The following is a 25,771-nucleotide window of genomic DNA, read 5'->3' as shown; positions in this document are numbered from 1 at the left end:
ATGCCACCGGACCCCGCGCAGGCCTTCCACCGATTCGACATCAGCGTGCTGGATGCCGGTGGACGCGTGTGGGTTTCGGCATCCTCGCCGCAGGGCGCGGTGTACGCGGTGCCCCGCCCGCCGCCCACCTGGACTCTGCCGGATGGCTTCGAGACGCCGTCCGAGTGGCTCAACGCGGTCGTGCGCAATGCCTGTTCCGGCGTCGAACCGGCCGCGATCGATATCGGGCGGGTACTGACCCGACTGGTGTTCGAGGTACCCGAGATCGACAATCTGTTCGCGCGGACCCGAGGCGCGGCCCGGCACGCCGGGGCGCAGGTGCTCGTCCGCATCCAGTCGGCGCCCCAGCACGTCAACGCTTGGCCGTGGGAGCTGCTGCTCGACCCGGAGAACGGCATCGCCGACGGGGTGGACTTCCTCGGCTGTGCTCGGGACACCCACATCCTGCGGCTCGGGCGCTTCCGCACCTATCCGGTTCAGCAGGCGCCGGAACCGATCGAGGCGCCGTTGAACGTGCTGATCGTCATGTCCAGCCCCATGCCGAAGGTCGGTGAGCAGAACCAGGAGGCGCTGTTCGACCTGTACGCGGCGAAGCGCGCGTTGCTCGACGGCCTGAAACCGCTCGTGCGACAGGGCAGGCTCAACATCGTCGTCGAGGACCGGCCGTCGACCGAGCGGATTCGGCAAACTATTCGCCGCCAAGCCGACGGGTTCCAGATTTTCCACTATCTCGGGCACGCAGCGCCGAACGGCTTCAAGCTCGAAGACGCGAGCGGCCGTGGCCGTTTCGTGCACAACGCGGAACTCTGCAAAATTCTGTCCGAACTGCCCGACCTGCGGCTGGCGGTCTTCGCGGGGTGCGAGACCGCGCGGGCGCCCGCCGCTGCCGCGGGCGACGACTGGCGCGGTCAGATGTCCACCGCCGACCACTTCGTGCGCGACGTCTGCCCGATGGTCATCGGCATGCAGACGGTGCTGCCGTTCGGCACCGAGAAGATCTTCACCAGCTCCTTCTACGAATCGCTCGCCGCGGGACACACGGTGGCGACGGCGCTACGGCTGGCCAGACAGGCGATCGCGACCGACGAATTCTCCGGCGGGGCCCTGCTGAACTGGGTGGTGCCGACGCTGCACGTCGGCGCCAACGAGCCGGGCGCGCTGATCGACAAGCGCACCCGCGGCAGGCCGATCGTGCTGCGGCCGCGCGTCTACCGCCCGTTCGGCATCGCGCAGGGCGACCCGAGGTTCATCTCGCGCCTGACCGAGCTGCGGCAAGCCATCGACGTACTCGGCGGAAAGACGCAGGCCAGGCTCCTGCACGTCAAAGGTGTTGCGGGCAGCGGTAAGTCGGCGTTCGTGGACCGCGTGCTCGACGATCTCGACGACGACGTCGTCCGGGTGTTCGTCGCCGCCCGCTGGCTGCTCGACGAGTCCAAGGTCCGGCGCCGCGATCACAACCCGGTCGGGATACTGCACGACGCCGTGGCCGCCGTGATGACGGACAGCGGAATGCGGCTGCCGCGCGGCAGTCTGGCCAAAGACCCGATAGATCTGTGGGGGAACCTGCTCGGCAAGCTCGAGCACACGCGCTTCGTGCTCGCCGTCGACGAGGCGGAACTGCTCGCGGGCGACGAGCGCGGCGCCGCCGCGTTGCGCGCGCTCGGAGAACTGCTGGACCGCCGCCTGCCCGCCAGGGTCGCGATCACCTCGACCAACGGCGTCGCCGGATTGACCGACCGCGCCGACATGCCATCGCGCACCCGAGAGATACGACTGGACCTGCTGGCCTGGCCCGAGGTGTGGCAGTGGATCCGCAGCAATCAGCCCGTTCTCGTCCGGTTCGGACCCGCCGTCCTCTCGCGCCTGTACGCCGATCTGCCGCGCCTCGAGCAGTGGGACCAGCTCGCCGACCGAGTGCGGTCCCTCGCCACACCGCCGTCGGCGGAATCGCTCGCCGCCCTCGCGCGGGAGAACGTCGAGGAGGTCGCCACACCGGTGGACACGCAGGACCTGTTCACCGCGGCGCCGGACCCGAACCGGACGAAGCGCCCGCTGCGGCTCGCCCTCGCCGGGGCGACGTCGGACACCGCAGGTGAGCTCGCGCGCACGATCACCCAGTTCGCCGGTGAACGCGGCGTCGCGGGACGTGCGGTGCTCTTCGGAACGGCCGACAGCGCGGCGGCGTTCGCCGAAGTGGTTCCCCTCGACAGCGTGACGGATCAAGAGCGGTTCGCCCAGCGGGCGTGCGCCGACATCGTGGTGGTGGACGACGTCTCGGACGCGGCGCTGCTGCACGGCCGGGACCACCTCGTCGTCGGTGGCGCGGCCTCGGGGGTCGAGCACGCCTCGGGCACCGCCCGGCGGCGCCTGTTGATCGCGGGCACCGTCGACCATGCCGGGCCGGTCGATGTCGTCGTCGACCCGACGCAGCCCAGCACGTCCGCGGAGACCGAAGCGGCCATCGCGGCGCTGATCGTCTGGGCGACCAACCGCTCGCAAGACGCCGAACACGTCCGAACGCTGCTGCTGGAGACAGCCGAGAAGAAGCGGCTCTCCGACGGGCGCACGGTGCGACGGCTCAATGTGACGACCGCGCTGGACACGCTGCGCAAACGCGACATTGTCGAAACGATCGGATCGGACAAGCTCGACCTGCCCCAAGTACTGGCCAGGACGGGCGCCAGATCGGATCAGGCCATCTCGCTTGTCGACAAGCTGGTCGAGAACGGCGCGCTGGTCAAGACCGTCAACGACGGCGTCGAATGGTTCACGCGGCCGGATCGGTGACGCCGCTCAGCGCCAGCCGGGGAGCTCCGGCAGCGGGCCGGACAGATCCTCGCCGGACGAGCGGCCGATGAGCCACGCGAGCAGGGAGGGGGCCGGGCCGAGGACGGTGTGGGTGGGGGTGCCGGGGGTGAGGGACGTGGTGAAGTCGAGGTCGCTGGCTTGGATGTCGAAGGGTGGAATGTCGGGGGTGAGGAGGTTGGCGATGTCGCCTGCGACGCGGGGCAGGGCACGGGTGACGAAGGAGGTCGGCCAGTCGGCGGGGGTGTAGGAGGCGGCGAGGTCGACGTGGTGAATCTCGACCTCCAGCAGGCGCATCCACGGGACTTCGGCGGCGGGTATGGCGCGGCCCTGGCGGGTGCGGACGGTGGCGGTCCAGGCCTCCGGTGGCGCGGTGGTTGCGAGGGCCGACCAGCGATTGGCGGCGGCTTCGATGTCGCGAAGTTGTTCGGCGATCGGCCGCGGCGCGCCCGCGTCGATGTCGAACTCGCGTAGGAACGGGCTCGCGTACTGCGGGGTCTCGATGCCGGTGCGGGCCCAGATCAGGAGGTTGACCAGGCTGTCGGCGTTGCGCGCGAGGTGGGCGAGCACGTGCCCGCGGGTCCACCCCGGCAGCAGCGAGGGTTCGATGACGTCGCCGTCGCCGAGACCGCGCACGGTGTCGAGCAACCGCGCGGTCGCGTCGGCGACCTGGTCGAGCAGTTCGTGCGGCGTGGGATCCTGCGCGTCGCTGGTCACGCTGTCGACCTTAACGGGCGAGACCGGCCGCGGACCGTCGAACCGCCCACGGCCCGAGGCCTATTCGGCGACGAGCCGGTCCAAGCTCCGATCGGTGACGACCGCGTCGGCCTCGATCTCCACCAGCAGCGCGGGCGTGATGAGTGCCTGTACCTGGTACATCGACGCGGCGGGCCGGATCGATCCGAACACTTCGGCGTGCGCGGCGGCGACCTCCGGCCACCGCGCGATATCGGTGACGAAGATCCGCGTGCGGACCACGTCGGCCAGCCGCGCGCCTGCCTCGTCGAGCGCAACGGCGATGCGGCGCAAGGTTTCCCTGGTCTGCTCGCCGATGTCGTCGCCACCGACGGCGGTTCCGTCCGGCCCCGCCGCGGTGGTCCCGCTGACCGCGACGAAGTCGCCGACGCGCACCGCCCGCGAGTAGCCGACGACGTCTTCGAACTCGGATTCGGAGGAGATGTTCACGCGCTCTGTCATGGCGACAGCATGCGTCAGCCCGAAGCGCCCTCGCCAACAAATAATTCGACACCGAACCGTCCGCCGCCACTCACTGGGTCCGGTCGACCGGTTCGGCCCACTCCCTGCCCTCGACGACCACGGCGACGGCCAACGTGAGCAACCACAGCGACATCGACCCGACCTGGATCCGCTGGGCGATGCCGAGCGCGTAGTCGCCGGACAGGTTGTCGGCCACCAGCATCCACACCGTCGCCGCGGACCCGACCACCAGCGCGACGACCCCGAACTCGCGCAGAATCCGCCAGCGGTGATAGCGGAACGCCGCAAGGCTGAACGCGAAGACCGAGACGGCGATCGAGGTGACCGCGAGCGTGCTTGTCAGCGCGTGCGGCTGATGCAACTGCGGGAAGAGCTGGTTCGGTTCGCCGCAACCCGGCTCGCCGGGTGTGCAGTCGCGCAGCGGGAGCAGCGCGTCGGCGATGGTCGCCGCGCCGAAGCAGGCCAGCGCGACCCAGCCGACGGTGGTCAGCCTGCGCCGAGGAAAGATCAGCAGCCCGGCGAGCGCGGCCGGGATGAGCAGCGCGCCGGCGATCTTGTCCGCCGTTCCGAACACCTCGCGATAGGGCTTGCCTTCCGCGTCGAGCTCGCTGAGGAAGGAGTTCACCGGGTCGGAGTCGATGGGCAGCACGAACTCCAGCACCCAGGACGAGTAGCAGAGTCCGGCGATCGCGATCGCGGCGGCGATCGGCCAGGACGCGATCGGCGCACGTCGTTCGGCGATCCTGCTCCCGTCGTCGGTCACGCTGCCATTGTCGGCGAACCGTTCTATGGGTGGTTCGAGGCGAAAGATGCGTGTTTCCCGCGGTTCGCACGGCTTCGACAGGCGGTGCACAGGCTACTGTCAGCTTGTCCGGCCAGTCTGGAGTGGAAGCGAGGAGGTTTCCATGATCGGATACGCGACAGCCGCCGCCGGTTTGGCGATGATGGCGACGATGGTGGTGTCGGGTTATCTCGCCGCCCACGCGCCACGCACGCTGGTGCGCGTACGGCACCGTTAGACCCGAGTCAGCCGGGTTCCCGGAGCGCGGCCTGCACGCGATCGGCCGCCGCGGCCGGGTCTTCGTGTTCCCAGATCCGCACCACGTGCCATCCTGCGGCGTGCAGGGTCGCGTCGGTGGCGCGATCGCGCGCGACATTGCCCGCGAGCTTGGCCGCCCACCACTCGGCGTTGTTCTTCGGATAGGTCGCGTGCTCGGGGCAGCTGTGCCAGAAGCATCCGTCGACGTACACCGCGACCTTGCGCCGAGGAAAGACCACGTCGGCGCGGCGGCGTTGGCCGGGTATGGGCGCGCGATCCACGAAATAGCGCAGCCCGCGCCGGAACAGCTCTCGGCGTAGCGCCAGCTCCGGCGCGGTCCCGCTGCGTCGCTGTCTGGCCAGTCGGGCGCTGGTCACGGCGTCGGTGCGTGGACGTTCGATCATCGGCTCAGGCCGCCCAGCCGCCCATGCGGTCCAAGTGGTTCTCCACATCGGTGAGGAAACCGTCGGGGAACCGCAGCGAGCCCATCCCCGCCCTGCGCAGGAATCCGGCGGTGGCGCGCGCGGAGAGCAGGCGCGAATCGGTGAGGAAGTTCTTCAGGTCCTCGTAGGGCTCGTGCACCGGCCAGGTCGACACCGGCACCCGGTAGGCCGTTCCATTCCGGCCCCACGCCGCCGTCGGCCACGGTTGGCCGGTCAGCAGTACCCGGTCGTGTGGAATCGGATCCAGCGGCGCGGCGAGTCGCGCGCCGACCCAGGCCGCCATCCGCACGCTCACCGCGTTGCCGATCAGTTTCCAGCGGTGTCCGTGCCGGATGCCGCGGACGGTGGTGGCGGGCGCGGTCCAGTCGGCGGCGAAACCCTGCAATCGTTCTCCGTCGACAAGGCCGGGCGTCACGATCTCGCCCGACGGCAGTCGCACGGCGGGCGGGCTCGCGATGCCGAGCGCCGACCCGCCTTTCAAGGTGGGCACCGCATTCACCGCCCAGCCAAGTCCGCGCACGCCCTCGGTCCAGTAGAACCCGCACGGGTCGCTGCCCGCGTCGCCGAGCTCGAGCGGTCCCGCGTCTTCGCCGAAGAGCACGCGGCGCGGGTCCTCGGTGCGCGAGGCCAGCATCAGCACCCGCTGGCGGCGCTGCGGCAAGCCGAACGCGCGCGCGTCGACGACGCGGTATGCCCAGGTGTAGCCGAGCTCGTCCAACGCCTCGGTGATGTGCCGCATGGCCGCGCCGCGGCCCAATTGCAGCATGAACGGGACGTTCTCGATCAGCAGCCAGCGCGGCCCGCGCTTGCGCCGCACCAGGCGGAACACCTCGTCGACCAGACCCGAGCGCTGGCCGGTGATGCCCGCCGTGCGGCCCGCTTGCGAGAGGTCCTGGCAGGGAAAACCAGCCGCGACGAGTTCGGTGCCCGCCGGGATGCCGCGCAGGCGGGTGATGTCGGAATGCAGCGGGACGTCGGTGAAGTGCGCGGCGAGCACCGCCTGAGCGCCCGCGTCGATCTCGCAGAGCAGCTCGGAACGCCAGCCGTGCTCGGCGAGACCGAGCTCGAGCCCGCCGATCCCGGCGAACAGCCCGACCATCCGCCCGCCCGTCACAGTCATCCCTTCTCGCGATTCCACGACGGGCGCCAACACGTCCGCGCTCCGCGCCCCGCACAGCACGTTACTCGAGCCCGTCGGCGCGGACCACCGGCAGGACCACCGGGCCGCGCCCGCACGCCGTCACTGCCGCTGTGCGAATTCGCGCGTCTTGCTGCGGATTAGCTCGACCTCCCCGGATAATGCCAATCGGCCGAATCTAGATCACGGCTGCTTCTCTTGCTCTTCCGCTTGGCCTTTCGACGCCGACGGCGTCGACGCGCAGTTCCCGGAACACCCATGCGAACGCCAGGAAAGTGAGTTTCGATGCAGTCTCCGTCCACCAAGCGTGGCAACTTCCCCGACGTCGTGGTGACCAGCCTCGCGGCGACCACCTCGATCGCCGGCGATGTCGACTCCACCTGGAAGGGGTTGTTGAACGGCGAGAGCGGCATAGACGTGCTCGAGGATCCGTTCATCGACCAGTTCGAGTTGCCTGTCCGTATCGGCGGGCACCTGAAGGTCGCCCCCGCTGCCTGCCTGGCCCCCGACGAGGTCCGCATGCTGGCGTACGTCGAGCAGATGGCCACCGTGCTCGCCCGCGAGGTGTGGCGCAACGCGGGCAGCCCCGAGGTGGACCGAGATCGGCTCGGCGTCTCCATCGGCACCGGGCTCGGCGGCGCGGAGGCCATGATCGACCAGCGCGACAAGATGAACAACGGCGGCTACCGCAAGGTCTCGCCGCTGGCGGTGCAGTGGATCATGCCGAACGGTCCTGCCGCGTGCGTCGGCATGGAGGTCGGTGCGCGCGCCGGCGTCTGCACCCCGGTCTCGGCGTGCTCGTCCGGATCGGAGGCGATCGCGAACGCCTGGAAGATGATCGTGATGGGCGACGCGGACATGGTCGTCGCAGGCGGCGTGGAGGGCTCCATCCAGGCGCTGCCGATCGCGGCGTTCACCATGATGCGAGCGATGAGCACCCGCAACGACGATCCCAAAGCGGCATCGCGCCCGTTCGACGCGGACCGCGACGGATTCGTCTTCGGCGAGGCGGGCGCGATGATGGTGCTGGAGACCGAGGCGCACGCCAAGGCCCGCGGCGCGACCATCCACGCCCGCCTGCTCGGCGCGGGCATCACCTCCGACGGCTTCCACCTCGTCGCCCCCGACCCGGAGGGCACCGGCGCCGCGCGCGCCATGACCAAAGCGCTGCAAACCGCCGGTCTGTCGAAAAGCGATGTCTCGCATATCAACGCGCACGCCACCGCGACCCCGATCGGCGACACCGCCGAGGCGCTGGCGATCGGCAAGGCGGTCGGCTCGCACGCGTCGGTCTACGCGCCGAAATCCGCGCTCGGCCATTCGATCGGCGCTGTCGGCGCGCTGGAGTCGGTGCTCACCGTGCTGAGCGTGCGCGACGGCATCGTCCCGCCGACGCTGAACCTGGAAAACCAGGACCCCGAGGTCGACCTGGACATCGTGAAGGGCGGCGCGCGGCAGGGCCGCATCGACTACGCGATCAACAACTCGTTCGGTTTCGGCGGGCACAACGTGGCGATCGCGTTCGGAAGGTATTGAGTCGCGGGAAGGCGGTGAGTGATGCGCGCACCGCATGACTGCGGGCGGCAGACCTGCTAGCCTTCCCGACGCTCCGCTGTCGATCTGTGTTCGGTGTCACCGCGCGGTTCTGCCCGCGGTGCGTTGGAAAAAGGATGGCGATGATCCGCGAGACCTTCGGCGAATATCTCGACGAGCAGGGCAACATCACGATCCTGGGTGACAAGACCCTGATCGACTTCGTCGACAAGCACACCGCAACGAACCCGGACGGCCTCGCGTACCGGTTCATCGACTACTCCCGCGAGCGCGACGGCGAGTACCAGGACCTGACCTGGAGCCAGTTCAGCGTGCGGCTGCGCGCGGTGGCGGCCCGGCTGCAGCAGGTGGCGCAGGCGAGCGACCGGGTCGCCATCCTGGCGCCGCAGGGCCTGGACTACGTGATCTCGCTGTTCGCCGCGGTGTACGCGGGCGCCATCGCGGTGCCGCTGTTCGATCCGGAGGAGCAAGGACACACCGACCGGCTGAACGCGGTGCTCGCCGACTGCGAGCCCTCGGTGATCCTCACCGTCTCCACCGCGGCCTCGGGGGTGCGCAACTTCTTCCGGCACCTGCCCGCCGCGCAGCGCCCGCGCATCATCGCCGTGGACGCGATCCCGGACGGTGTCGGCACCAGCTGGGTGCGCCCGGACATCGACATCGACAGCGTCGCCTACCTCCAGTACACCTCTGGCTCCACCAGGACGCCCGCGGGCGTGGAGATCACCCACCGCGCGGTGGGTACGAATCTGTTGCAGATGATGGACGCCATCGGCGTGAGCGAGAACGCGCGCGGGGTCACCTGGCTGCCGCTGTTCCACGACATGGGCCTGCTGTGCGTGATCCTGCCGACCGTCGGCGGCGGGTTCATCACGATCATGTCCCCGAGCGCGTTCGTTCGCCGTCCCTACCGCTGGATCAAAGAGTTGGCCGCGGTCTCCGATGGCGCAGGAACTTTCGCCGCCGCACCGAATTTCGCCTTCGAGCACGCCGCGGCGCGCGGTCTGCCGAAGCCGGGCGAGGATCTGGATCTGTCGAACGTCATCGGTCTGATCAATGGCAGCGAGCCGGTCTCGGTGACGTCGATGAAAAAGTTCAACGACGCGTTCGCCCCTTACGGCCTGTCCAAGACCGCGATCAAGCCCTGCTACGGCATGGCCGAGGCGACCGTGTTCGTCTCGGCGACGAGGGCGCAGGACGAGGCCAAGGTGATCTACGTGGACCGCGGCGAACTGAACGCGGGCCGGATGGTCCAGGTCGAGCCGGGCACCGACAACGCCATCGCGCAGGTGTCCTGCGGTTACGTGTCGCTGTCGCAGTGGGCGGCGATCGTCGATCCGGAGACCGGCGTCGAGCGGGCCGACGGCGAGGTCGGCGAGATCTGGTTGCACGGCAACAACATGGGCATCGGCTACTGGGGCCGGCCGGAGGAATCCGCCGCGACCTTCCGCAACCGGCTGCACCGGCGCCCGGAAGGCAGCCGCGCGGAAGGCGCCGCCGAGGACGCGAACTGGATGCGCACCGGCGATTTCGGCGCGTACTTCGATGGCGAGCTCTTCATCACCGGCCGGGTGAAGGACCTCGTGATCGTGGACGGCCGCAACCACTATCCGCAGGACCTGGAGTACACGGCACAGGAGGCGAGCGACGCGCTGCGCCCCGGCTTCGTCGCCGCGTTCTCGGTGCCCGCCAACCGATTGCCGTCCGAGAGCTTCGAACAGGGCGGCGCGACAACCCGATTCGACGCCGAGGACACCTCCGAGCAGTTGGTCGTCGTCGCCGAGCGCGCCACCGGCGCGGCCAAGGCGGAGCCCGGACCGATCGCCGACGCGGTGCGCGGCGCCATCGCGCGGCGGCACGGTGTGACGGTCCGCGACCTGCTGCTGGTGCCCGCCGGATCGATTCCGCGCACGTCCAGCGGCAAGATCGCCCGGCGCGCCTGCCGCGCCGCGTATCTGGAAGGCACGCTGCGCGGCGGCTACCGGCAGCAGGCGTTCCCCGACGCGGAGGATCGCGAACCGGAGGGCGCGGGCATCCGCTGATCCGGCCTCCGCCTACAGCGGAGTCTCGGTGGTGTACTCGAACTCGCGCACGTCCGCGCCGACGATCCGGGTCTCCAGCCCGTCCGACGGGCCTTCGCCGCGAAAGCGTTCGGCGTCGGCGCGGGTCGACCACCGCTCGTACACGTTGACCCGGTCGGGCTCCACCAGATCCGCGCCGAGACAGAAGTCGAGGCAGCCCTCGGCCGCCCGCGCCTGTTCGACGACCTCCCGGCAGCGCGCCAGGTAGTCGTCGCGATCGGTGACCCGTAGATATCCGGCGACGATCAGCATTCCCGCAGCTTAGCCCGGTGGCGGGAATGCGGTGGGGCGAAAAATCGGTTGGCCGGAGCGGGTGTTGGTGTCACCCTGGGATGTCGGATCCCGGTGCGAACATCGCCGGGGAGTCTGAGGCACGGACACCGCGATCCACGAACCACGAGGGGGAGCCTTGTCAGTCACGCTGGAGCTGCCGTCGGCCGAATCGGACGCGGACAGACCCGAGCGGCCCGCCGCGCCGACGCCGGGCCGCATGCATTCCCTGCGGCGCTTCGCGCCATACCTGCGCCCGCACCGGGCCGCCCTGATCGGGGCGACCGCGCTGGCGGTGCTCGCGACGCTGACCGCCGTCGTCATCCCGCTGCTGATCGCGCGCATCATCGACGGTCCCATCGCGCACCGCGATCTCGGCGGTGCGGTCGTGCCGGTGTTGTTGGTGCTGCTGCTCGGCCTGCTCGAGGCGTTCGGCATCTGGGGTCGGCGCTGGCTGGTCTCCAAACCCGCGACGGCGTTCGAGATCACCTTGCGCGCCAAGATCTTCCGCAAGCTGCAAGCGCTGGCGATCGGCCGTCACGACGCCTGGGAGTCGGGTCAGCTGCTCTCGCGCGCCGTCGACGACCTGGCCACCATGCGCCGGTTCGTCGCGTTCGCCGGGCCGTTCCTGGTGATCCACATCGTGGTGATCCCGGTCGGCCTGCTCGTGCTGTGCGCGCTGAGCTGGCGCGTCGGCCTGATCTTCGGCCTCATCGCGATTCCGCTCGTGTTCATCGCGACCAACTTCGAGCGGCGCTACGCGGTGGCCTCGCGGCGCTCGCAGGACCAGTCCGGTGATCTGGCGACCACCGCGGAGGAATCCGTGCAGGGCGTGCGCGTCCTCAAGGCGTTCGGCCGCGGTCTGTTCTTCGGTTCGCGATTCACGGCCCAGTCGCGCGAGTTGCAGCAGACCGAACTGCTGAAGGTGCGCCTCGACGCCAAGCTCTGGTCGGCCATGATGGGCATGCCCCAGCTCGCCATCGCCTTCGCGCTCGGCTACGGCGGTTACGCGGTGGCGCACGGCACGATGACGCTCGGTACCCTCGTCGCGGCCATCACGCTGGCGACCTTCCTGCAGTGGCCGATCATCTGGACCGGCTTTCTGCTCGCCGAACTGAACGACGCGCGCACGGCGGCCGACCGCTACTGGGAGATCATCGACACCCCGATCGACATCACCGATCCCGCCGATCCGGTGCGGTTGCCCGAGCGCGTCGCGGGCGAATTGACCTTGGACAACGTGCGTTTCGCTTTCCCGCGCGGGGAAGACGAGGGTGCGGACGCGACACCGGACGCGGAACGCGAAGTGCTGCGCGGCGTCTCGTTGACCGTACGGCCCGGCGAAACCGTGGCGCTGGTCGGCGCGACGGGCAGCGGAAAGACCGCTCTGCTCAACTTGATTCCGCGGCTCTACGACGTGACCGGCGGCGCGATTACCATCGACGGCATCGATATCGCGGCGATGCGGGTCGCGGACCTGCGCTCGCTGGTGACGGTGGCGTTCGAGGACCCGGTGCTGTTCTCGGCGAGCGTGCGCGAGAACGTCGCGCTCGGCGATCCGGAGGCCACCGACGCGGACGTGCGCCGCGCGCTCGACATCGCGCAGGCCACGGACTTCGTGGACAAACTGCCGTGGGGCCTCGACACCAGGATCGGCGAGCAGGGCCTGAGCCTGTCCGGCGGCCAGCGGCAACGGCTGGCCCTGGCCCGCGCGGTGCTCGGCCGCGACGGCGCCGACGACCGCGCCAGGATCATGGTGCTCGACGACCCGCTGTCGGCATTGGACGTCGAGACCGAGGAGCGCGTGCAAGAGCGGCTGCGCACCGTGCTGGCGGGCGCGACAACGCTGCTCGTCGCACACCGGCCCTCCACCGCGGCGCTGGCCGATCGGGTCGCGCTGCTGGCCGAGGGCCGCATCGTCGCCGAGGGCAGCCACGATCATCTGCTGCGCACCAGTGCCCGTTATCGCGAACTGATGGGAGGCGTCTCGTGAACGCGACCGAGACGGTGCCGAAAGACGCCGCGAGCGAGCCGGATTCGGCCGCGCGCGACGAGGTCGCCGACTGGCGCGGTATCGCAAGCGAGGACAAAGAGGTCACCGAGACCGGAAACCTCGTGCTGGCCGGGCGGTCCCGGCGGCTGCTGCTCGACCTGGTTCGCCCGTACCGCAGGCTCGCGGTGCTCGCGCTGGTGCTGATCGTGGTCGACAACGCGGCCACCGTGTCGGCGCCGCTGTTCATCGCCTACGGGCTGGACACCGGCATTGCCGAAGGGGCCAAAGGCAATTGGACGCCGCTGACCTTCACGGTCGGTGGCTACCTCGGCGTGCTCGGCATCAGTGTGCTCACCACCTTCACTTTCTTGCGGGTCTCGGGCAGACTCAGCCAAAGCGTGCTGTTCGACCTGCGGGTGCGACTGTTCGAGCACATGCAGCGGCTGAGCGTGAGCTTCCACGAGAAGTACACCTCGGGCAAGGCGGTCGCCCGGCTCACCGGCGATATCGAAACCCTCCAGGAACTGCTGGAGAGCGCGCTGAACCAGGCGCTGAGCGCGATCCTCTCGGTGGTCACCATCGCGGTGCTGCTCGTCTACCTCGACCAGACGCTTGCGGCGATCGTGCTCGTCGGTTTCGTGCCGCTCGCGCTGGTCACCAGGTGGGCGCAGCGCAGGCAGCGCGCGGGCTACCGTCGCACCCGCGGCGCGATCGCCAAGGTCGTCGTGCAGTTCGTCGAGTCCATGGGCGGCATGCGCGCGGTGCAGGCCTTCCGCCGCGAGCAGCGCAACGAGGCGGTGCTTGCCGTCGAGGACGTGGAGTACCGGACCGCGACCACCGCCGCCATGCGCGGCATGGGCGACTACGCCGGGCTCACCCGGCTGCTCGGCAACCTCACCACGGTGATCGTCATCGTGGTCGGCGCGTGGCAGGTGATCGAGGGCAACCTCGCCGTCGGCGTGCTCGCGGCCTATCTGCTGTACCTCAACGAGTTCTACGGTCCGCTGGACGAACTCGCCCAGGTGTTCAACTCCTACCAGTCCGCCGCAGCGGCGCTGGAGAAGATCTCCGGCGTTCTGGAGGAGGAGCCCTCGGTGCCGGAACCGAAGGATCCGGTACCGATCGGTAAGGCCGCGGGCGCGGTCCGGATGGACGCGGTGTGGTTCGGCTACGACTCCGCGCCGGGTCCGGAGGCGCTCGACGAGGAGACGTCGGCCGGGCGCGGGCCGGTGCTGCCCGAGTTCTCGCTGGAGATTCCGGCGGGGCAGGTCGTCGCGCTGGTCGGCGCGACGGGTGCGGGCAAGTCGACCCTGGCCAAGCTGCTGACCAGGTTCTACGACCCGTCCGGCGGCACGGTCACGCTGGACGGGATCGACCTGCGCCGCATCGCCGACGCGGACCTGCGGCGCAATGTCGTGATGGTCACCCAGGAGTCGTACCTGTTCTCCGGTTCGGTGGCCGACAACATCCGGCTCGGCAGACCGGACGCCACCGACGCCGAGGTGCACGCCGCGGCCCGCGCGGTCGGGTTGTACGACTTCGTGGTGAAACTGCCCGAGGGTTTCGACACCGACGTTCGCAAGCGCGGCGGCAGGCTCTCCGCTGGTCAGCGGCAGTTGGTCGCGTTCGCGCGGGTCTTCCTCGCCGATCCGGCGGTCATCGTCCTCGACGAGGCCACGTCGAGCCTGGACATCCCCAGTGAACGGCTGGTGCAGCGGGCGCTGGAGACGGTCTTGCGCGACCGGACCGCCGTGATCATCGCGCACCGGCTGTCCACGGTGGCGATCGCGGACCGCGTGCTGGTGCTCGAGCACGGCCGGATCGTCGAGGACGGCGCGCCCGCGGAACTGATCGAAGGCGCGGGCCGGTTCGCCGGACTGCACGCCGCGTGGCGCGAGTCACTCGTGTGATGCGGTAAGGCGGCCTTTTTCGCTTACGGTAGATACGTGACCAATCCAGCCCCCGCCCCCGACAGCAAACCGGCGGCACCTCGGTGGCCGGCGATTCTGACGTGGCGCGCGCACAACGCGACGCGCATGGAATCGGTGCGCGTGACGCTGAACGGCAATCGCATCCGCGCCGCCGGTCGCATGATCGGCGGCGCGTGCGAGGACCACCCCGCCTTCAGCGCGTCCTACGACCTGGTCACCGACGAGAACGGCGCAACGAAACGGCTCTCGCTGCGCACGACCACCTCGGCGGGGGAGCGGCACGCCTCGATCGCCAGGGACGAGGAGAACTACTGGCTCGTGGACGCGGGCGGCAGCCACGTCCGCTCCACCTTCGCGGGCGCGCTGGACGTGGACGTGGTGCTCAGCCCGTTCTTCAACACCCTGCCGATCCGCCGCTACGGTCTCCAGCACGCGGTCGACGATCTCGAGGTGCCGGTGGTGTACGTGCGCCTGCCCGATCTGCTCGTACAGGAGGCCAGCCTGATCTACAGCGCGGGCGCCGACGGGATCAGCGTGCTCTCGCCGGTCTCCAGCGCGACGGTCACCGTCGACGAGGACGGCTTCCTGCTGGACTACCCGGGGCTGGCCGAACGCATCTGAACCGCGCGCCCCGACCGAAGGTGACCCGCACGCCGTCAGACGGACTGAATGTCACCGTCGTCCGGAGAATTTCCGGGTGTGGGGTGGGTTATGGGTTCACCGTCGTGAGCACGCCGCCGCGCCGGCCCGCCTCGCGCAGGCGCTCCAGCCAGTCGTGGTCGCCGGGGTGGACGTCGGTGATCTCCCAGCGTCGCGCGGTCTCGTAGTCGTTCCGTGCGTCGTGGCCCGCGCGGGTCAGGTCGGCGAGCGAACCGTCCTCGGCCAGGGTGTCGCGGGCCGCGCCGAGCACCGTCAGCGTTTCGTCGAGCACGGCGAGCAGGGCGTCGGCGTTCGGTTCGCAAATCGCGCGCACCAGCTCCGGCGCGGTCCCCGCCACCCGGGTGCCGTCGCGGAACGAGCCCGCGGCCAGGCCGAGCGCGAGCGGCCCGCCGCCCGTGCCCGCGATGGCCAGCGCCTCCGCGAGCACATGCGGCAGATGTGAGATCCGGGCGACGGCCCGATCGTGTTCCTCGGCGACCACCGGAACCACCACCGACCCGCAGTCCAGCGCGAGCCTTGCCACCCGCCGCCACGGGTCCGCGTGCGTGCCCGGATCGACGCCGACCGCCCACACCGCGTCGCGGAACAATTCGGGATCGGTGGCCCCCCAACCGGATTCGGACGTGCCGGCCATCGGATGCCCGCCGACGTAGCGGGCGGCCAGACCGTGTTTGCGCACTGCCTCCGCGACCGGCGCTTTGACGCTCACCACGTCGGTGAGCACGCAGTCGGGCGCGAAGGTGGCCACCGAGGCGAGGATGTGGTCGACGGCGGGCATCGGCACCGCGATCACGATCAGCGCGTCATCGATCGCGGCCCGGCCGAGCACGCCGGGCAGGTCGTCGTCGACGTCGAAACCGTCGGCCCGCGCGGCCGTCACCCCGGCCCGCGATCTGTTGTAGCCGAATACCGGATAACCCGCCGCCGCGGCGGCGCGCAGCAGGGAACCGCCGATCAAGCCCGTCCCGAGGACACACACCGGTGCTTTCTGGTCGCGAGTCACCGGAACAGATTCGCATACGACTTCAACATTTGAGCTCGAGCCGACTACCGTTGCGGCCATGGCAGCACAGCGCTCGGGCACGAACAGGGCGGCGTCGGAAGATTACGACGACGTGGAAGGGTTCGCAGTGGCGGTTGTCCGCGAAGAAGGCAAATGGCGGTGTAGTCCGTTGAGCCAGGCGGCGCTCACCGATTTGTCCGTCGCGGAAAACGAGCTGAAGGCATTGCGCAGCTCCGGGGCGGTCTTCGGGCTGCTTGACATCGACGACGAGTTCTTCATCGTGCTGCGCCCCGCGCCGAGCGGCACCAGGCTGCTGGTCTCGGACGCCACCGCCGCGATCGATTACGACATCGCCGCCGATGTGCTCGAGGCCTTGAATATCGAAATCCCCGATATCGATCCCGACGAACTCGACGACATCGAACCGTGGGAAGAAGGCGATCTCGCGGTGCTCGCCGATCTCGGTCTGCCGGAGCCGGTGCTGAGCGTGATCCTCGCCGAGACCGACCTGTACCCGGACGAGCAGCTCGGCATGATCGCCCAGCGGCTTGGCTTCGCCAACGAACTCTCGGCGGTGCTGGACAAGTTGCCGCGGTGATCGCGGTGCGCGCATGAATGTGCAGATCATGTGCCGACTCGCCTCGCGTGCCGGAGCAGGGGGCTGGCGAGGCTGCGGCATGAGCGAGCGAGTCATGTGCCTGATTGCCTCGGGAAAGCCGAGCGTCTGTCAGGGGCGGGCATGAGCGTTCTGCCCGAGAACCCGCTGGTGTCCGACGTCGCGATGATGCGCGCCGCGATCGACGCGGCCGCGGCCGCCGATCCGCGCGACGTGCCCGTCGGCGCGGTGGTCTTCGACGCGTCCGGACGGGAGCTGGCCCGCGCCGCCAACGCCAGGGAGGCCCTCGGCGATCCGACCGCGCACGCCGAGGTACTCGCGCTGCGCCAGGCCGCAGCGGTGCACGGCGACGGCTGGCGACTGGAAGGCGCGACCCTGGCCGTCACCCTCGAGCCGTGCACGATGTGCGCGGGCGCGCTCGTCCTCGCGCGCGTCGGCCGCCTCGTTTTCGGCGCGTGGGAACCGAAGACCGGCGCCGTCGGCTCCCTGTGGGACGTCGTCCGCGACCGCCGCCTCAACCACCGCCCGCAGGTCCGCGGCGGCGTCCTCGAACCGGAATGCGCCGCCCTCCTCGACGACTTCTTCCGCACCCAGCGCTGACGGCCCCGCACCCCGCCTCTCCAGGCGATTTAGCGATCCGCACCCGGTCGGGTAACCTAGTCGGCGGTGGCGTGTCCGAGCGGCCTAAGGAGCACGCCTCGAAAGCGTGTGAGGGGTAACCCCCCTCCGAGGGTTCAAATCCCTCCGCCACCGCCAAAGCCCCTCACTTGTTCACGCAGGTGAGGGGCTTTCTATTTCATCGGCACTCGCACCGAACTCTCGCCGACTGTTCGCGAACGGACACCCGCCTCGACGCGCCGTCGGCGCTTCCATGTCATAGCTATGGCGGCTATGGTTTTTTCATGACCGAGAAGCCGACGACCATCACCACATCTCGAAGCGTGCACGCTGACCTGCAACGACTCACGCCGAAAGGGTCCACGCTCGGTGACACCGTGGCCCGGTTGATCGCCGAGCACGAGCAACGCCGAACGGTCAATCGCCTCGCCTACGAGTCACGGATGGCCGCCGCGAGGAGCAACGCGCGGGCCGTGGCAACCGCCGACCGGCTCACCGAACGCCTCGTCGCCGAAGCCAAGGCGCGGGCGAGTCGCCCGTGATCAACCTGGGGTATGTCCTCGATGACACGGTGATCCGCGCGTACCTCGACGGCAGCGACACGGTGACCCTGCTGTTGTCGAACCTCGCCGCGCAGCCGATGCAGATCGCTGTCCCCGCCGTCGCCATGGCGGTCGCCCAGTCCGGTCATACCAACGAGCGACTCGCCGAATGGGCCGGTGTCGTGGAAAACGTCGAGAACATCGAACTATCCGGCCTCGGCGACATCATCGAGATCGGCGCGGTGTCGGTGGTGCTCGGTGACCTCACCGAGGACCGCCCCTCCGTCGCCGATGCCTCCGCTGCCCACACCGCCGCCGTCGCGGCCCACCTCGGCCTGGCCGTATTGACCGTCGAGCCGCAGCGGTGGGCGCCCTACCGATCCGAGCTGCCATGGCTGGAGGTCGCGCACCTTGCCGAGGAACCCGACGACCTCTGAGGCCCGTCTCGCCGAGTCCTTATCCGGTTCGAGTGCGGGCATGACTCGGTGTCACCGACGCCGACCGCGCCGAGGCCGCCGCATTCACCGCTGCCGAGAACACCGCCGCTGCTGAGGCATCCGGCGGCACCGCGCGATCGACGGTGTCGACTCCGGCGCACTGAGTTCGAATCACTCTCTCAGGTAAGGGCTTTCAGGTGTCAGGCTCCGAGGCGGCGAGGAGGGTGTCGCCGTGGTGGCGGATCCATTCGGCCATGGATTCGATCGGGCCGTCGACAAGGCTCGTGCCCAGGATGGTCAAGCCGTATTCGACGCGCGGCGGGGCCTGGGCGAAGCGGTGGCGTTCGATCAGTCCGTGGCCGAGGAGGCGGTGCAGCGCTTCGGTGAGGGCCTTGTCGCTGATTCCGCCTATGGCAGTGCGTAGTTCGCTGCGGCGGCGGGGGCCGTTGTGGAGTGCGGCGAGGACGACCGGGTCCCAGGTGTGGGTGAACAAGTCGGTGGCCGCGCGTAGTCGGCAATCGGCGACGAGCTGCTCGCAGTGGTCCTGGTAATCGCCCATCCCGCGATGATCACCTGTCTGTCGCGCACCGATCGGTGTGTATCGGTTTTCCTACCGTAGCCGTCGTCCGAGTGGATACGACAAGGGAGACATGATGCGGATCGGGATTCTCGGGACGGGCGCGATGGCCGCGGCGTTGGGCGGTCGGTGGGCGCGAGCGGGGCACGACGTCACGGTGGCCGGGCGCTCACAGGACAAGGCTCGGATGCTGGCAACCCGCCTTGGAGTGCGGGCGACCACGGTACGCGAGGCTGTCGCCGAGGTCGACGCGGCGTTCAACGCGCCGTCGCCACACACCTCGCATACGCCTCACACAGGTGTCGGGTGTGTGAAGCGTATGCGAGGTGTGTGGTAGCGCTCAGGTGCGCGCAAATTGTCCGGTTCGGGCGGTGAAACGGCGAATTCGGGGTATACGCCGAGCAGATGGAAGCGGGAAGGGATGTGACGCCTAATGCGCCGCCGAGCCGTCCGCGTGGGAACGATGCGCGAGAGTTACATGAGAATCGGAAGTGTGATTGTCCTGATCTGGCTGTTGATCGGTGTGGTCGCCGCGGCGCAGCGGGACTACTTCGACAGCGGTCCGGTGAACTGTGCCGGATTCGGCACCATTGCGGTCACCGTGATCGCGGGCCCGCTCAACTACATGGGCGTGAACCCGAAGATCGCGGATTGCAATGTGCCGGAACCAAGTCCGTAATCGGCGCGGATAACGCGTCGGGCGACGGAGTCCCTGCCCCGGTGGTCACCGCGACCGCCGGGGCCGGTCTCGTTCCAGCGCCGGTGCCTACACGTGCGGCCCGGCCGACGCCGCGACCGCGGGCAGACGCTACTGGCTCGGCGCGACGACTTGGAGCACGATCTTGCCGCGCGTGCGTCCCGTCTCGCCGTAGGCGTGCGCCTTCGCGGCATCGGTGAGCGGCAGCACCCTGTCGATTTCGGGTCGCAGCTTGCCCGCAGCGACGAGCTCGGCGATGGCGGTCAGACCCGCCGAATCCGGTTCGACCACCGGCCAGTCGGCACGGACACCCCGCGAGTCCGCATCCGCTGGATCGGGCAGGCCATCCGGTCCGGCCAGCGTCACCAGGCGGCCGCCGCGCCGCAGCACCGGAAGCGAGCGCACACCGTAATCCCCGCCGACGCTGTCGAGCACGATATCGACCTCACCCGCCACCGCGGCGAAATCGACGGCGGTGTAGTCGATTACCTCGTCCGCGCCGATCGCACGCAAGAACTCGTGCTTGTCCGCGCGCGCCGTGCCGATGACGTAGGCGCCGTGCGCCTTGGCGATCTGGACCGCGAGGTGTCCGACGCCGCCCGCCGCGCCGTGGATCAGAACCCGTTGCCCCGCACGCAGTTCGGCGGTGTCGATCAGTGCCTGCCACGCGGTCAGGGCGGCCAGCGGCAGGGCGGCCGCCTCGATGTGGGAGATGTTGCCCGGCTTGCGCGTGAACTGACGCGTGGGCGCGACGACGAATTCCGCGTACGCCCCGGCCTGGCGTGGGAAGGCGGGCATGCCGAAAACCTCGTCGCCGGGTTGGAACAGGGTGACGCCGGGCCCGACGGCCTCGACGGTTCCCGAGACGTCCCAGCCGACGATCGGCACTTCGCCCCAGGTGACAAAGGCGCCACTGGCCCGTGTCTTCCAATCGACCGGGTTGACCCCGGCGGCGTGCACTCGCACCAGGATCTCGGTCAGGCCCGGTTCGGGACGCTCGATCTCGATCGGGGTGAGCACCTCGGGCGCGCCCCACTCGCGGGCGGTGACAGCGAGCATCGTTGGCATTTGCGGTCCTTTCGGTCTGCTCGTTCGGTGAGCGGAGACCAGATTGCCGTCCGATCCCCGTCCGCGGTGCTGGCCGGACGGACAATATGTGACAGGATCTGGCCATGACCGCTCGACCGCACCGCGTCGTGGTGCTCGCCCTCGACGAGGTACCGCTGTTCGAATTGGGCATGCCCGCTCGGGTATTCGGTCAGGCATTCGATGCCAAGGGGCGCCCGCTCTACGAGGTGATCGTCTGCTCGGTCGACGGTGCGCCGATCCGCTCCGACGCGGGCACCATGTTGGCCGTCGAGCACGGACCCGAAGCGCTCGAAAAGGCCGACACGGTGCTCATCCCGCCCACGTGCGCCCTCGGTGACCTGCACGTCGGCGGCCCGCTTCCGCCGCGCCTCGCCGAGGCGTTCGCACGGATCGGACCGGGGGCCAGGCTGGTCTCCATCTGCACCGGCAGCTATGTGCTCGCCGCCGCGGGCGTCCTCGACGGCCGACCGGCGACCACGCACTGGATGCGGACCGAGGAGTTCCGCCGCGCCTACCCCCGGGTGCGCCTCGACGAGGATGTGCTTTTCGTGGACAACGGTGATGTGCTCACCTCGGCGGGCGTAGGCGCGGGCATCGATCTATGCCTTCACCTGGTGCGCCGCGATCACGGCACCGCTATCGCGAACCAGGTCGCCCGCCGCTGCGTCGTCCCGCCCTGGCGTGACGGCGGCCAAGCGCAGTTCATCGAACGTCCAGTGCCCGAGCCGATGATGACCTCCACCGCCGCCACCCGCGCGTGGCTGCTCGATCGGCTCGACAAGCAGGTCTCGCTGGAGGAGATGGCGGCACACGCTCGCATGAGTGTGCGCACCTTCACCCGCCGTTTCCGTGACGAGGTGGGCTCGACGCCAGGTCGCTGGTTGCTCGCTCAGCGTCTGGAACGGGCCCGCGACCTGCTGGAGAACAGTGACCTCAGCATTGATCTCGTCGCCCACCGCGCCGGTTTCGGTACCGCCAATTCGCTTCGCCAGCACATGCGTTCGGTTCTCGGCACCTCTCCGAACACCTACCGCCGCACCTTTCGGCGTACGGCCTGACCGGTCGCGACGGAATCGCGGCCCCGGTGGCCTTGGTGACCGCCGGGACCGCCTTCGGTCAGTGCACGAGCTCCGGCGCGGCCCGCTCCAGGCGGATCGCCTCGCTCGTCGCACCCGCGCGCGTTTTCAGTGGTTCCGCGTCGGCGGACAACGCGTCGGTTCGGCCTCGCCGCGCCATCTCGTCCTGCGCGCGACGGCCCGAATCGGCCGCGAACCAAGCCGAGCCAGCCGCCGCGACAACCACCATCGCGACCCCACCCCACTGCGCCCCGCGCAGACCTTCACCGAGCAGCACCATCCCCGCCACCGCGGCGACCGCGGGCTGCAAACTCATCCACACCCCGAACACCGACGCCTCGATCTGTCGCAGCGCGGTCAGCTCGATGGCGTGTGGCACCAGCGACGAGCACACCGCGACTACCGCGATCCCAGCCAGCAGCATCGGATCGAGCAGAGCCGAACCACCTTGCGTCACAAGGAAAGGCAGCGCCAGCGCACCGCCGAACGCCATGGCGAGCGCGAGTCCGTCGTGTCCGGCGGTGTGCCTGCCGACCACGGCGCCGCACGCGATGTACGCGCCCCATCCCGCGCCGGCGAGCAGGGCGAAGAGCACGCCGGTCCACGACATCGGACCGCCGGAATCCATGAGCAGCAGCACGCCAGCGCCCGCCGTCAAAGCCCACAGCGCGTCGCGCAGCCTGCGCGATCCGAGCAGGGCGACGGTGAGCGGCCCGAGGAATTCGATGGTGACCGCGACGCCGAGCGGTATCCGCTCGATCGCCGCGTAGAAGCTGAGATTCATTGCGGCGATGGCGATTCCGAGCCCGGCGATACCGGGAAGCGCGCGCCGGTCGACCCGGAAAACGGGCCGCCAGATGAGCAGACCCAGCGCACCGGCGACGACGATGCGCAGGCAGGCGACCACGTCCGCGCCAGCGAGCGCGAAGAGTTGTTTGGCAACGGCCGCGCCGAGCTGAATGGACACCATCGCACCGAGCACGAGCAGCGGAGCGGGCACCCGATCGACGGGGCTCCGAGTGGGAAGTGGGGGAAAGGTACGCGGCGGTATTTCGACCGAAGTGACGACCACGAGCCGAAAACTAGGTACCCAAAGTAAAAGTAAATTGACTGTCCGGTTGCCGCGCAAGTCTTCCCCGGTGGCGAAATGTCGGCCGAATTGTGGTCGAGCGCACTGGGAGTAACCGGTGGGCATGGGGGTATCTCCCCCGTTACGCCAGTCGGCGCGATTGTGGAAGGAAGCGATGACTATGCGCGAGCGAGTGACTCACGGGCGGGCTGCGCGCGAATCCGGGATGCGGTGGTTCAGTCTGCTGCTCCTGGTGTGGTTGGCCATCGGCATGATCGCCGCAGGTCAGCGTCAGTACTTCAACAGCGGACCCATCAATTGCGCCGGATTCGGCACGATCGCGCTCACCGCGATCTCCGGCCCACTGAATTACCTGGGACTGAACCCCAAAGTGTCGAACTGCGTCATGCCGCGGCCGAGCGAGTAACTCGGTAGCGATCCGGGTGGTCGGCTATCACCGGAACGGCTCCACACCCGAACGGGTGCGGAGCCGCTTCGACCGGGCGACCGTCAATCGCGGACGGCGACCGCTTCCCGCGCCGCGGCCGATTCGGCCCGCAGCGCGTGCAGCCGCGCGCCCTCCACGTCGATATCGGGCACGATCCGGTCCAACCACTTCGGCATCCACCACGCCCACTCGCCCATGAGAACCAGCAGCGAGGGGATCAGCACCATCCGGACCAGGAACGCGTCGAGCAGCACGCCGGCGGCCAGCGCGAAACCCATGGATTTGGCGGTCGGGTCGGATTCCAGCAGGAACGAACCGAACACCGAGATCATGATGATCGCCGCCGCGGTGACCACGCGGGCGCCGTGGTGGTAGCCGTTGACCATGGCCTCTTTGGGCGAGGCGCCGTGCACGTATTCCTCGCGCATGCGCGTCACAAGGAAGACCTGGTAGTCCATCGCCAAACCGAACACCAGGCCGATCAGCATGATGGGCAGGAAGCTGACGATCGGGTGCGGATCGTCGATCAGCCCGAGCTTGCCCTCCTGGAAGATCAGCACGGTCGCGCCGAAGGTCGCGGCCATGGAGAGCAGGAACCCGAGCGCGCCGGTCAGCGGCACGAGTATCGAGCGGAAGACCAGGATCAGCAGGACGAACGCCGCCCCCGCGACGATCGCCATGTACGGAACGATCTTGCTGAGCAGCACGTGGTCGATGTCGGCGTAGATGGCGGTCGTGCCGGTGATGCCGTACTGGATGCCGTACTCGGAGTTCAGTCCCGCCTCGGCTTCCCGTGCGTCGCGCACCAGGTCTTTGGTGTCCTGGTTGTTCGGTCCCGCCTTCGGCACGCCGTCGAGCAGCGCGCCGTTGCCGTCCCGGCTCAGCGTCGGCTCGGTGACGTAGTCCATGTCGGAGTAGGACATCAGCTTGTCGCGCAGCGCGGTCAGCGCCTCGGTCCGGCGCTCCTGCGGCACGTCGGTGAGGTCGACCGCGACGTTGAGCACGCCGTTGCTGCCCTCGCCGAACCCTTCGGTGCGCAGCTCGTATGCCTTACGCACGGTGGATGTCTTGGGCATGCTGTCCTCGCCGGGCAGGCCGAGGTTCAGGCCCGCGGCCGGTGCGGCGAGCAGGCCGAGCACCACGATGCTGAGCACCAGCGTGACGACCGGGATGCGGCCGATCAGCCGGGCGACGCGCATGCCGTTGGTGACGACGGTGTCGTCTTCCGGGTCGTGCTTGGCGATGAGCGGCAGCTCGGGTTTGAACAGGAACCGGCCGAGCGCGCCGAGCAGTGCCGGCATCAGCGTCAGCGCGACGAGCACCGCGAAGGCCGCCGCGACCGCGCCGCCCAGACCCATGAAGGTCAGGAATCGAACGCCGACGATGCTCAGGCCGACCAGCGCGATGATCACGGTCAGCCCGGCGAACACCACCGCCGAACCCGCCGTGCCCAACGCGGTCCCAGCGGCTTCCTCGGCCGAATCCTGCACGGCCAGTTCGTGTTTGTATCTGGACACGATGAACAGGGCGTAGTCGATGGACAGCGCGATGCCGATCATCGAGGCGAGGAAGGTGGTGAAGCTCGGGATGGACAGCACCGAGGTGCCGAGGAAGATCAGCGAGGTGGCCGCGCCGAGGCCGACGATCGCGGTGACGATCGGCACGAAGGCGGCGACGATGGCGCCGAAGGCCACCACCATGACGATCAGCGCGACCCCCATGCCGATCATCTCCGACTTGCCGCTCGGCGCCTGCTGCTCGATCGCGATGGTTCCGCTCAGTTCGACCGTCAGCCCGGCAGCGCGGGCGTCGTCGGCGACGTCGTAGGCGGCGGCCCGGTTCTCCGGGGTGATGTCGGCGAACTCTTTGATGGTGAACGGCACGCTGAGCACCGCGACGGTGTCGGGCGCGGTCTTGTTCAGCACGTTCAGCGGGGCGCCGCTACACGTGGAGACATTCGGCTCCGGCACCAGGCAGCCCATCTGCTCGGCCGCCGCGATCGGGTCTACCAGCGGCTTGCCGTGATCGACGATGCCGAGTTGGTCGAGTCTGCTGATCAGCGCCTCGATCGCCTGGTGATTGGCCGGATCGGTGAGCTTCTGCCCTTCCGGCGCACCGATCACGTAGGTGCCGGTCACCGCGTCGAATTCGAACGCCGCCGACATTCCGGGAAAGTGTTCGTCGAGGATCTCCGTGGCCCGCTCCGACGGCAGGTTCGGCAGGCTGAAGTCGTCGGTCATCGGCTCTTTCAGCTGGGCGCCCAGCGCGCCGAGCAGCATGAAGAGGACGAGCCAGACCGGCAGGACTATCCACTTGCGGCGAAAGGCGAACTTCCCCCACCGGTACAGATACACGGACACAGGTTCTCCTCGCGGTTTTCGGATCGAGCCGGTTCTGGAACGAACACGCGGCTCACCCGCCCCGCGCTCGCGAACTACCTCCGCCGCGCACCGATGCGCAGGCGGTC

General features: G+C 69.2%; 25 protein-coding genes and 1 tRNA gene. 15 read left to right on the top strand and 11 right to left on the bottom strand.

Features of this window, described 5'->3' with window-relative positions; all coding sequences use genetic code 11:
• Positions 1–2,787, top strand: coding sequence for a CHAT domain-containing protein (locus CRP45_RS18880; RefSeq protein ID WP_097246210.1), 2,787 nt, complete (start codon positions 1–3; stop codon positions 2,785–2,787).
• Between the two features lie 6 nt (positions 2,788–2,793).
• Here CRP45_RS18880 and CRP45_RS18875 read toward each other — a convergent pair whose 3' ends face one another.
• The 5 genes from CRP45_RS18875 to CRP45_RS18855 all read right to left on the bottom strand — a co-directional run bounded on the left by CRP45_RS18875 (position 2,794) and on the right by CRP45_RS18855 (position 6,625).
• Entirely contained in the window at positions 2,794–3,522 is a 729-nt protein-coding gene (locus tag CRP45_RS18875) for a maleylpyruvate isomerase family mycothiol-dependent enzyme (RefSeq protein ID WP_067789664.1), read from the bottom strand.
• A gap of 60 nt (positions 3,523–3,582) precedes the next feature.
• A complete protein-coding gene (locus tag CRP45_RS18870) occupies positions 3,583–4,002 on the bottom strand; it encodes a RidA family protein (RefSeq protein ID WP_097246209.1) in 420 nt (139 codons plus the stop codon).
• Between the two features lie 70 nt (positions 4,003–4,072).
• Entirely contained in the window at positions 4,073–4,786 is a 714-nt protein-coding gene (locus tag CRP45_RS18865) for a DUF998 domain-containing protein (RefSeq protein WP_245910232.1), read from the bottom strand.
• A 263-nt stretch (positions 4,787–5,049) separates the two neighbouring features.
• Positions 5,050–5,466 (bottom strand): very short patch repair endonuclease, encoded by a 417-nt coding sequence (locus tag CRP45_RS18860; RefSeq protein ID WP_097246208.1) that lies wholly within the window; start codon positions 5,464–5,466, stop codon positions 5,050–5,052.
• 4 nt (positions 5,467–5,470) lie between these two features.
• Entirely contained in the window at positions 5,471–6,625 is a 1,155-nt protein-coding gene (locus tag CRP45_RS18855) for a DNA cytosine methyltransferase (protein ID WP_245910231.1), read from the bottom strand.
• 303 nt (positions 6,626–6,928) lie between these two features.
• On the opposite strand from CRP45_RS18855, the gene CRP45_RS18850 reads away from it, so the two are divergent.
• Together CRP45_RS18850 and fadD32 are read left to right on the top strand one after the other, a co-directional pair.
• Positions 6,929–8,179 carry a KasA/KasB family beta-ketoacyl-ACP synthase gene (locus CRP45_RS18850; protein ID WP_097246207.1) on the top strand — a complete coding sequence of 417 codons (1,251 nt, stop codon included), beginning with the start codon at positions 6,929–6,931 and terminating at the stop codon, positions 8,177–8,179.
• Positions 8,180–8,319: 140 nt separating this feature from the next.
• Positions 8,320–10,239: a long-chain-fatty-acid--AMP ligase FadD32 gene (fadD32, locus tag CRP45_RS18845; protein WP_179830925.1), complete on the top strand. Its 1,920-nt coding sequence runs from the start codon at positions 8,320–8,322 to the stop codon at positions 10,237–10,239.
• Positions 10,240–10,251: 12 nt separating this feature from the next.
• On the opposite strand, the gene CRP45_RS18840 is transcribed toward fadD32, so the two are convergent.
• Positions 10,252–10,530, bottom strand: coding sequence for a putative quinol monooxygenase (locus CRP45_RS18840; RefSeq protein ID WP_097246206.1), 279 nt, complete (start codon positions 10,528–10,530; stop codon positions 10,252–10,254).
• 238 nt (positions 10,531–10,768) lie between these two features.
• Between CRP45_RS18840 and CRP45_RS18835 the strand changes: the two genes are divergently transcribed.
• The 3 genes from CRP45_RS18835 to CRP45_RS18825 are packed head-to-tail and all read left to right on the top strand — an operon-like array spanning position 10,769 to position 15,093.
• Complete coding sequence (locus CRP45_RS18835; protein ID WP_097246626.1) at positions 10,769–12,541, top strand: ABC transporter ATP-binding protein; 1,773 nt, start codon at positions 10,769–10,771, stop codon at positions 12,539–12,541.
• Complete coding sequence (locus CRP45_RS18830) at positions 12,538–14,451, top strand: ABC transporter ATP-binding protein (RefSeq protein WP_245910229.1); 1,914 nt, start codon at positions 12,538–12,540, stop codon at positions 14,449–14,451. Before CRP45_RS18835 ends, CRP45_RS18830 begins: the two co-directional genes overlap by 4 nt.
• A 36-nt stretch (positions 14,452–14,487) precedes the next feature.
• Positions 14,488–15,093, top strand: coding sequence for a putative glycolipid-binding domain-containing protein (locus CRP45_RS18825; protein WP_084483296.1), 606 nt, complete (start codon positions 14,488–14,490; stop codon positions 15,091–15,093).
• 88 nt (positions 15,094–15,181) lie between these two features.
• Here CRP45_RS18825 and CRP45_RS18820 read toward each other — a convergent pair whose 3' ends face one another.
• Complete coding sequence (locus CRP45_RS18820; protein WP_245910228.1) at positions 15,182–16,135, bottom strand: prephenate dehydrogenase; 954 nt, start codon at positions 16,133–16,135, stop codon at positions 15,182–15,184.
• 58 nt (positions 16,136–16,193) lie between these two features.
• On the opposite strand from CRP45_RS18820, the gene CRP45_RS18815 reads away from it, so the two are divergent.
• The 5 genes from CRP45_RS18815 to CRP45_RS18795 all read left to right on the top strand — a co-directional run bounded on the left by CRP45_RS18815 (position 16,194) and on the right by CRP45_RS18795 (position 18,348).
• On the top strand, positions 16,194–16,733 hold the full coding sequence (locus tag CRP45_RS18815) for a tRNA adenosine deaminase-associated protein (protein WP_067789685.1): 540 nt from the start codon (positions 16,194–16,196) through the stop codon (positions 16,731–16,733).
• A 141-nt stretch (positions 16,734–16,874) separates the two neighbouring features.
• The gene (locus CRP45_RS18810; protein ID WP_067789688.1) at positions 16,875–17,351 is read left to right on the top strand and encodes a nucleoside deaminase; all 477 of its coding nucleotides are present in this window, start codon (positions 16,875–16,877) and stop codon (positions 17,349–17,351) included.
• 65 nt (positions 17,352–17,416) lie between these two features.
• Positions 17,417–17,507: transfer RNA gene (locus tag CRP45_RS18805), tRNA-Ser, on the top strand.
• Between the two features lie 146 nt (positions 17,508–17,653).
• Positions 17,654–17,911: a hypothetical protein gene (locus CRP45_RS18800; RefSeq protein WP_143861482.1), complete on the top strand. Its 258-nt coding sequence runs from the start codon at positions 17,654–17,656 to the stop codon at positions 17,909–17,911.
• Entirely contained in the window at positions 17,908–18,348 is a 441-nt protein-coding gene (locus CRP45_RS18795) for a hypothetical protein (protein WP_097246203.1), read from the top strand. The genes CRP45_RS18800 and CRP45_RS18795 overlap by 4 nt, the downstream gene beginning before the upstream one ends.
• 193 nt (positions 18,349–18,541) lie before the next feature.
• On the opposite strand, the gene CRP45_RS18790 is transcribed toward CRP45_RS18795, so the two are convergent.
• The gene (locus tag CRP45_RS18790; protein ID WP_097246202.1) at positions 18,542–18,907 is read right to left on the bottom strand and encodes a winged helix-turn-helix transcriptional regulator; all 366 of its coding nucleotides are present in this window, start codon (positions 18,905–18,907) and stop codon (positions 18,542–18,544) included.
• A 91-nt stretch (positions 18,908–18,998) separates the two neighbouring features.
• Between CRP45_RS18790 and CRP45_RS18785 the strand changes: the two genes are divergently transcribed.
• Complete coding sequence (locus CRP45_RS18785) at positions 18,999–19,262, top strand: NAD(P)-binding domain-containing protein (protein WP_342747028.1); 264 nt, start codon at positions 18,999–19,001, stop codon at positions 19,260–19,262.
• A gap of 141 nt (positions 19,263–19,403) precedes the next feature.
• Entirely contained in the window at positions 19,404–19,604 is a 201-nt protein-coding gene (locus tag CRP45_RS18780; protein WP_067789709.1) for a hypothetical protein, read from the top strand.
• A gap of 129 nt (positions 19,605–19,733) precedes the next feature.
• On the opposite strand, the gene CRP45_RS18775 is transcribed toward CRP45_RS18780, so the two are convergent.
• Positions 19,734–20,690 carry an NADP-dependent oxidoreductase gene (locus CRP45_RS18775; RefSeq protein ID WP_308209498.1) on the bottom strand — a complete coding sequence of 319 codons (957 nt, stop codon included), beginning with the start codon at positions 20,688–20,690 and terminating at the stop codon, positions 19,734–19,736.
• 104 nt (positions 20,691–20,794) lie between these two features.
• Between CRP45_RS18775 and CRP45_RS18770 the strand changes: the two genes are divergently transcribed.
• On the top strand, positions 20,795–21,769 hold the full coding sequence (locus CRP45_RS18770; protein ID WP_097246200.1) for a GlxA family transcriptional regulator: 975 nt from the start codon (positions 20,795–20,797) through the stop codon (positions 21,767–21,769).
• Positions 21,770–21,827: 58 nt separating this feature from the next.
• Here CRP45_RS18770 and CRP45_RS18765 read toward each other — a convergent pair whose 3' ends face one another.
• The gene (locus tag CRP45_RS18765; RefSeq protein WP_179830924.1) at positions 21,828–22,859 is read right to left on the bottom strand and encodes an EamA family transporter; all 1,032 of its coding nucleotides are present in this window, start codon (positions 22,857–22,859) and stop codon (positions 21,828–21,830) included.
• A 178-nt stretch (positions 22,860–23,037) separates the two neighbouring features.
• Between CRP45_RS18765 and CRP45_RS18760 the strand changes: the two genes are divergently transcribed.
• Positions 23,038–23,283 (top strand): hypothetical protein, encoded by a 246-nt coding sequence (locus CRP45_RS18760; protein ID WP_245910227.1) that lies wholly within the window; start codon positions 23,038–23,040, stop codon positions 23,281–23,283.
• 83 nt (positions 23,284–23,366) lie between these two features.
• Here the strand turns inward: CRP45_RS18760 and CRP45_RS18755 are convergent, their stop codons facing one another.
• Positions 23,367–25,664, bottom strand: a complete 2,298-nt coding sequence (locus CRP45_RS18755) for an MMPL family transporter (protein WP_097246198.1) — start codon at positions 25,662–25,664, stop codon at positions 23,367–23,369.
• Positions 25,665–25,771: the final 107 nt, after the last annotated feature.

This window comes from Nocardia amikacinitolerans (genome assembly GCF_900215415.1).
In the GTDB taxonomy this organism is placed as follows: Bacteria; Actinomycetota; Actinomycetes; order Mycobacteriales; family Mycobacteriaceae; genus Nocardia; species Nocardia amikacinitolerans.
This window is presented reverse-complemented; position numbering and strand designations above follow the sequence as displayed.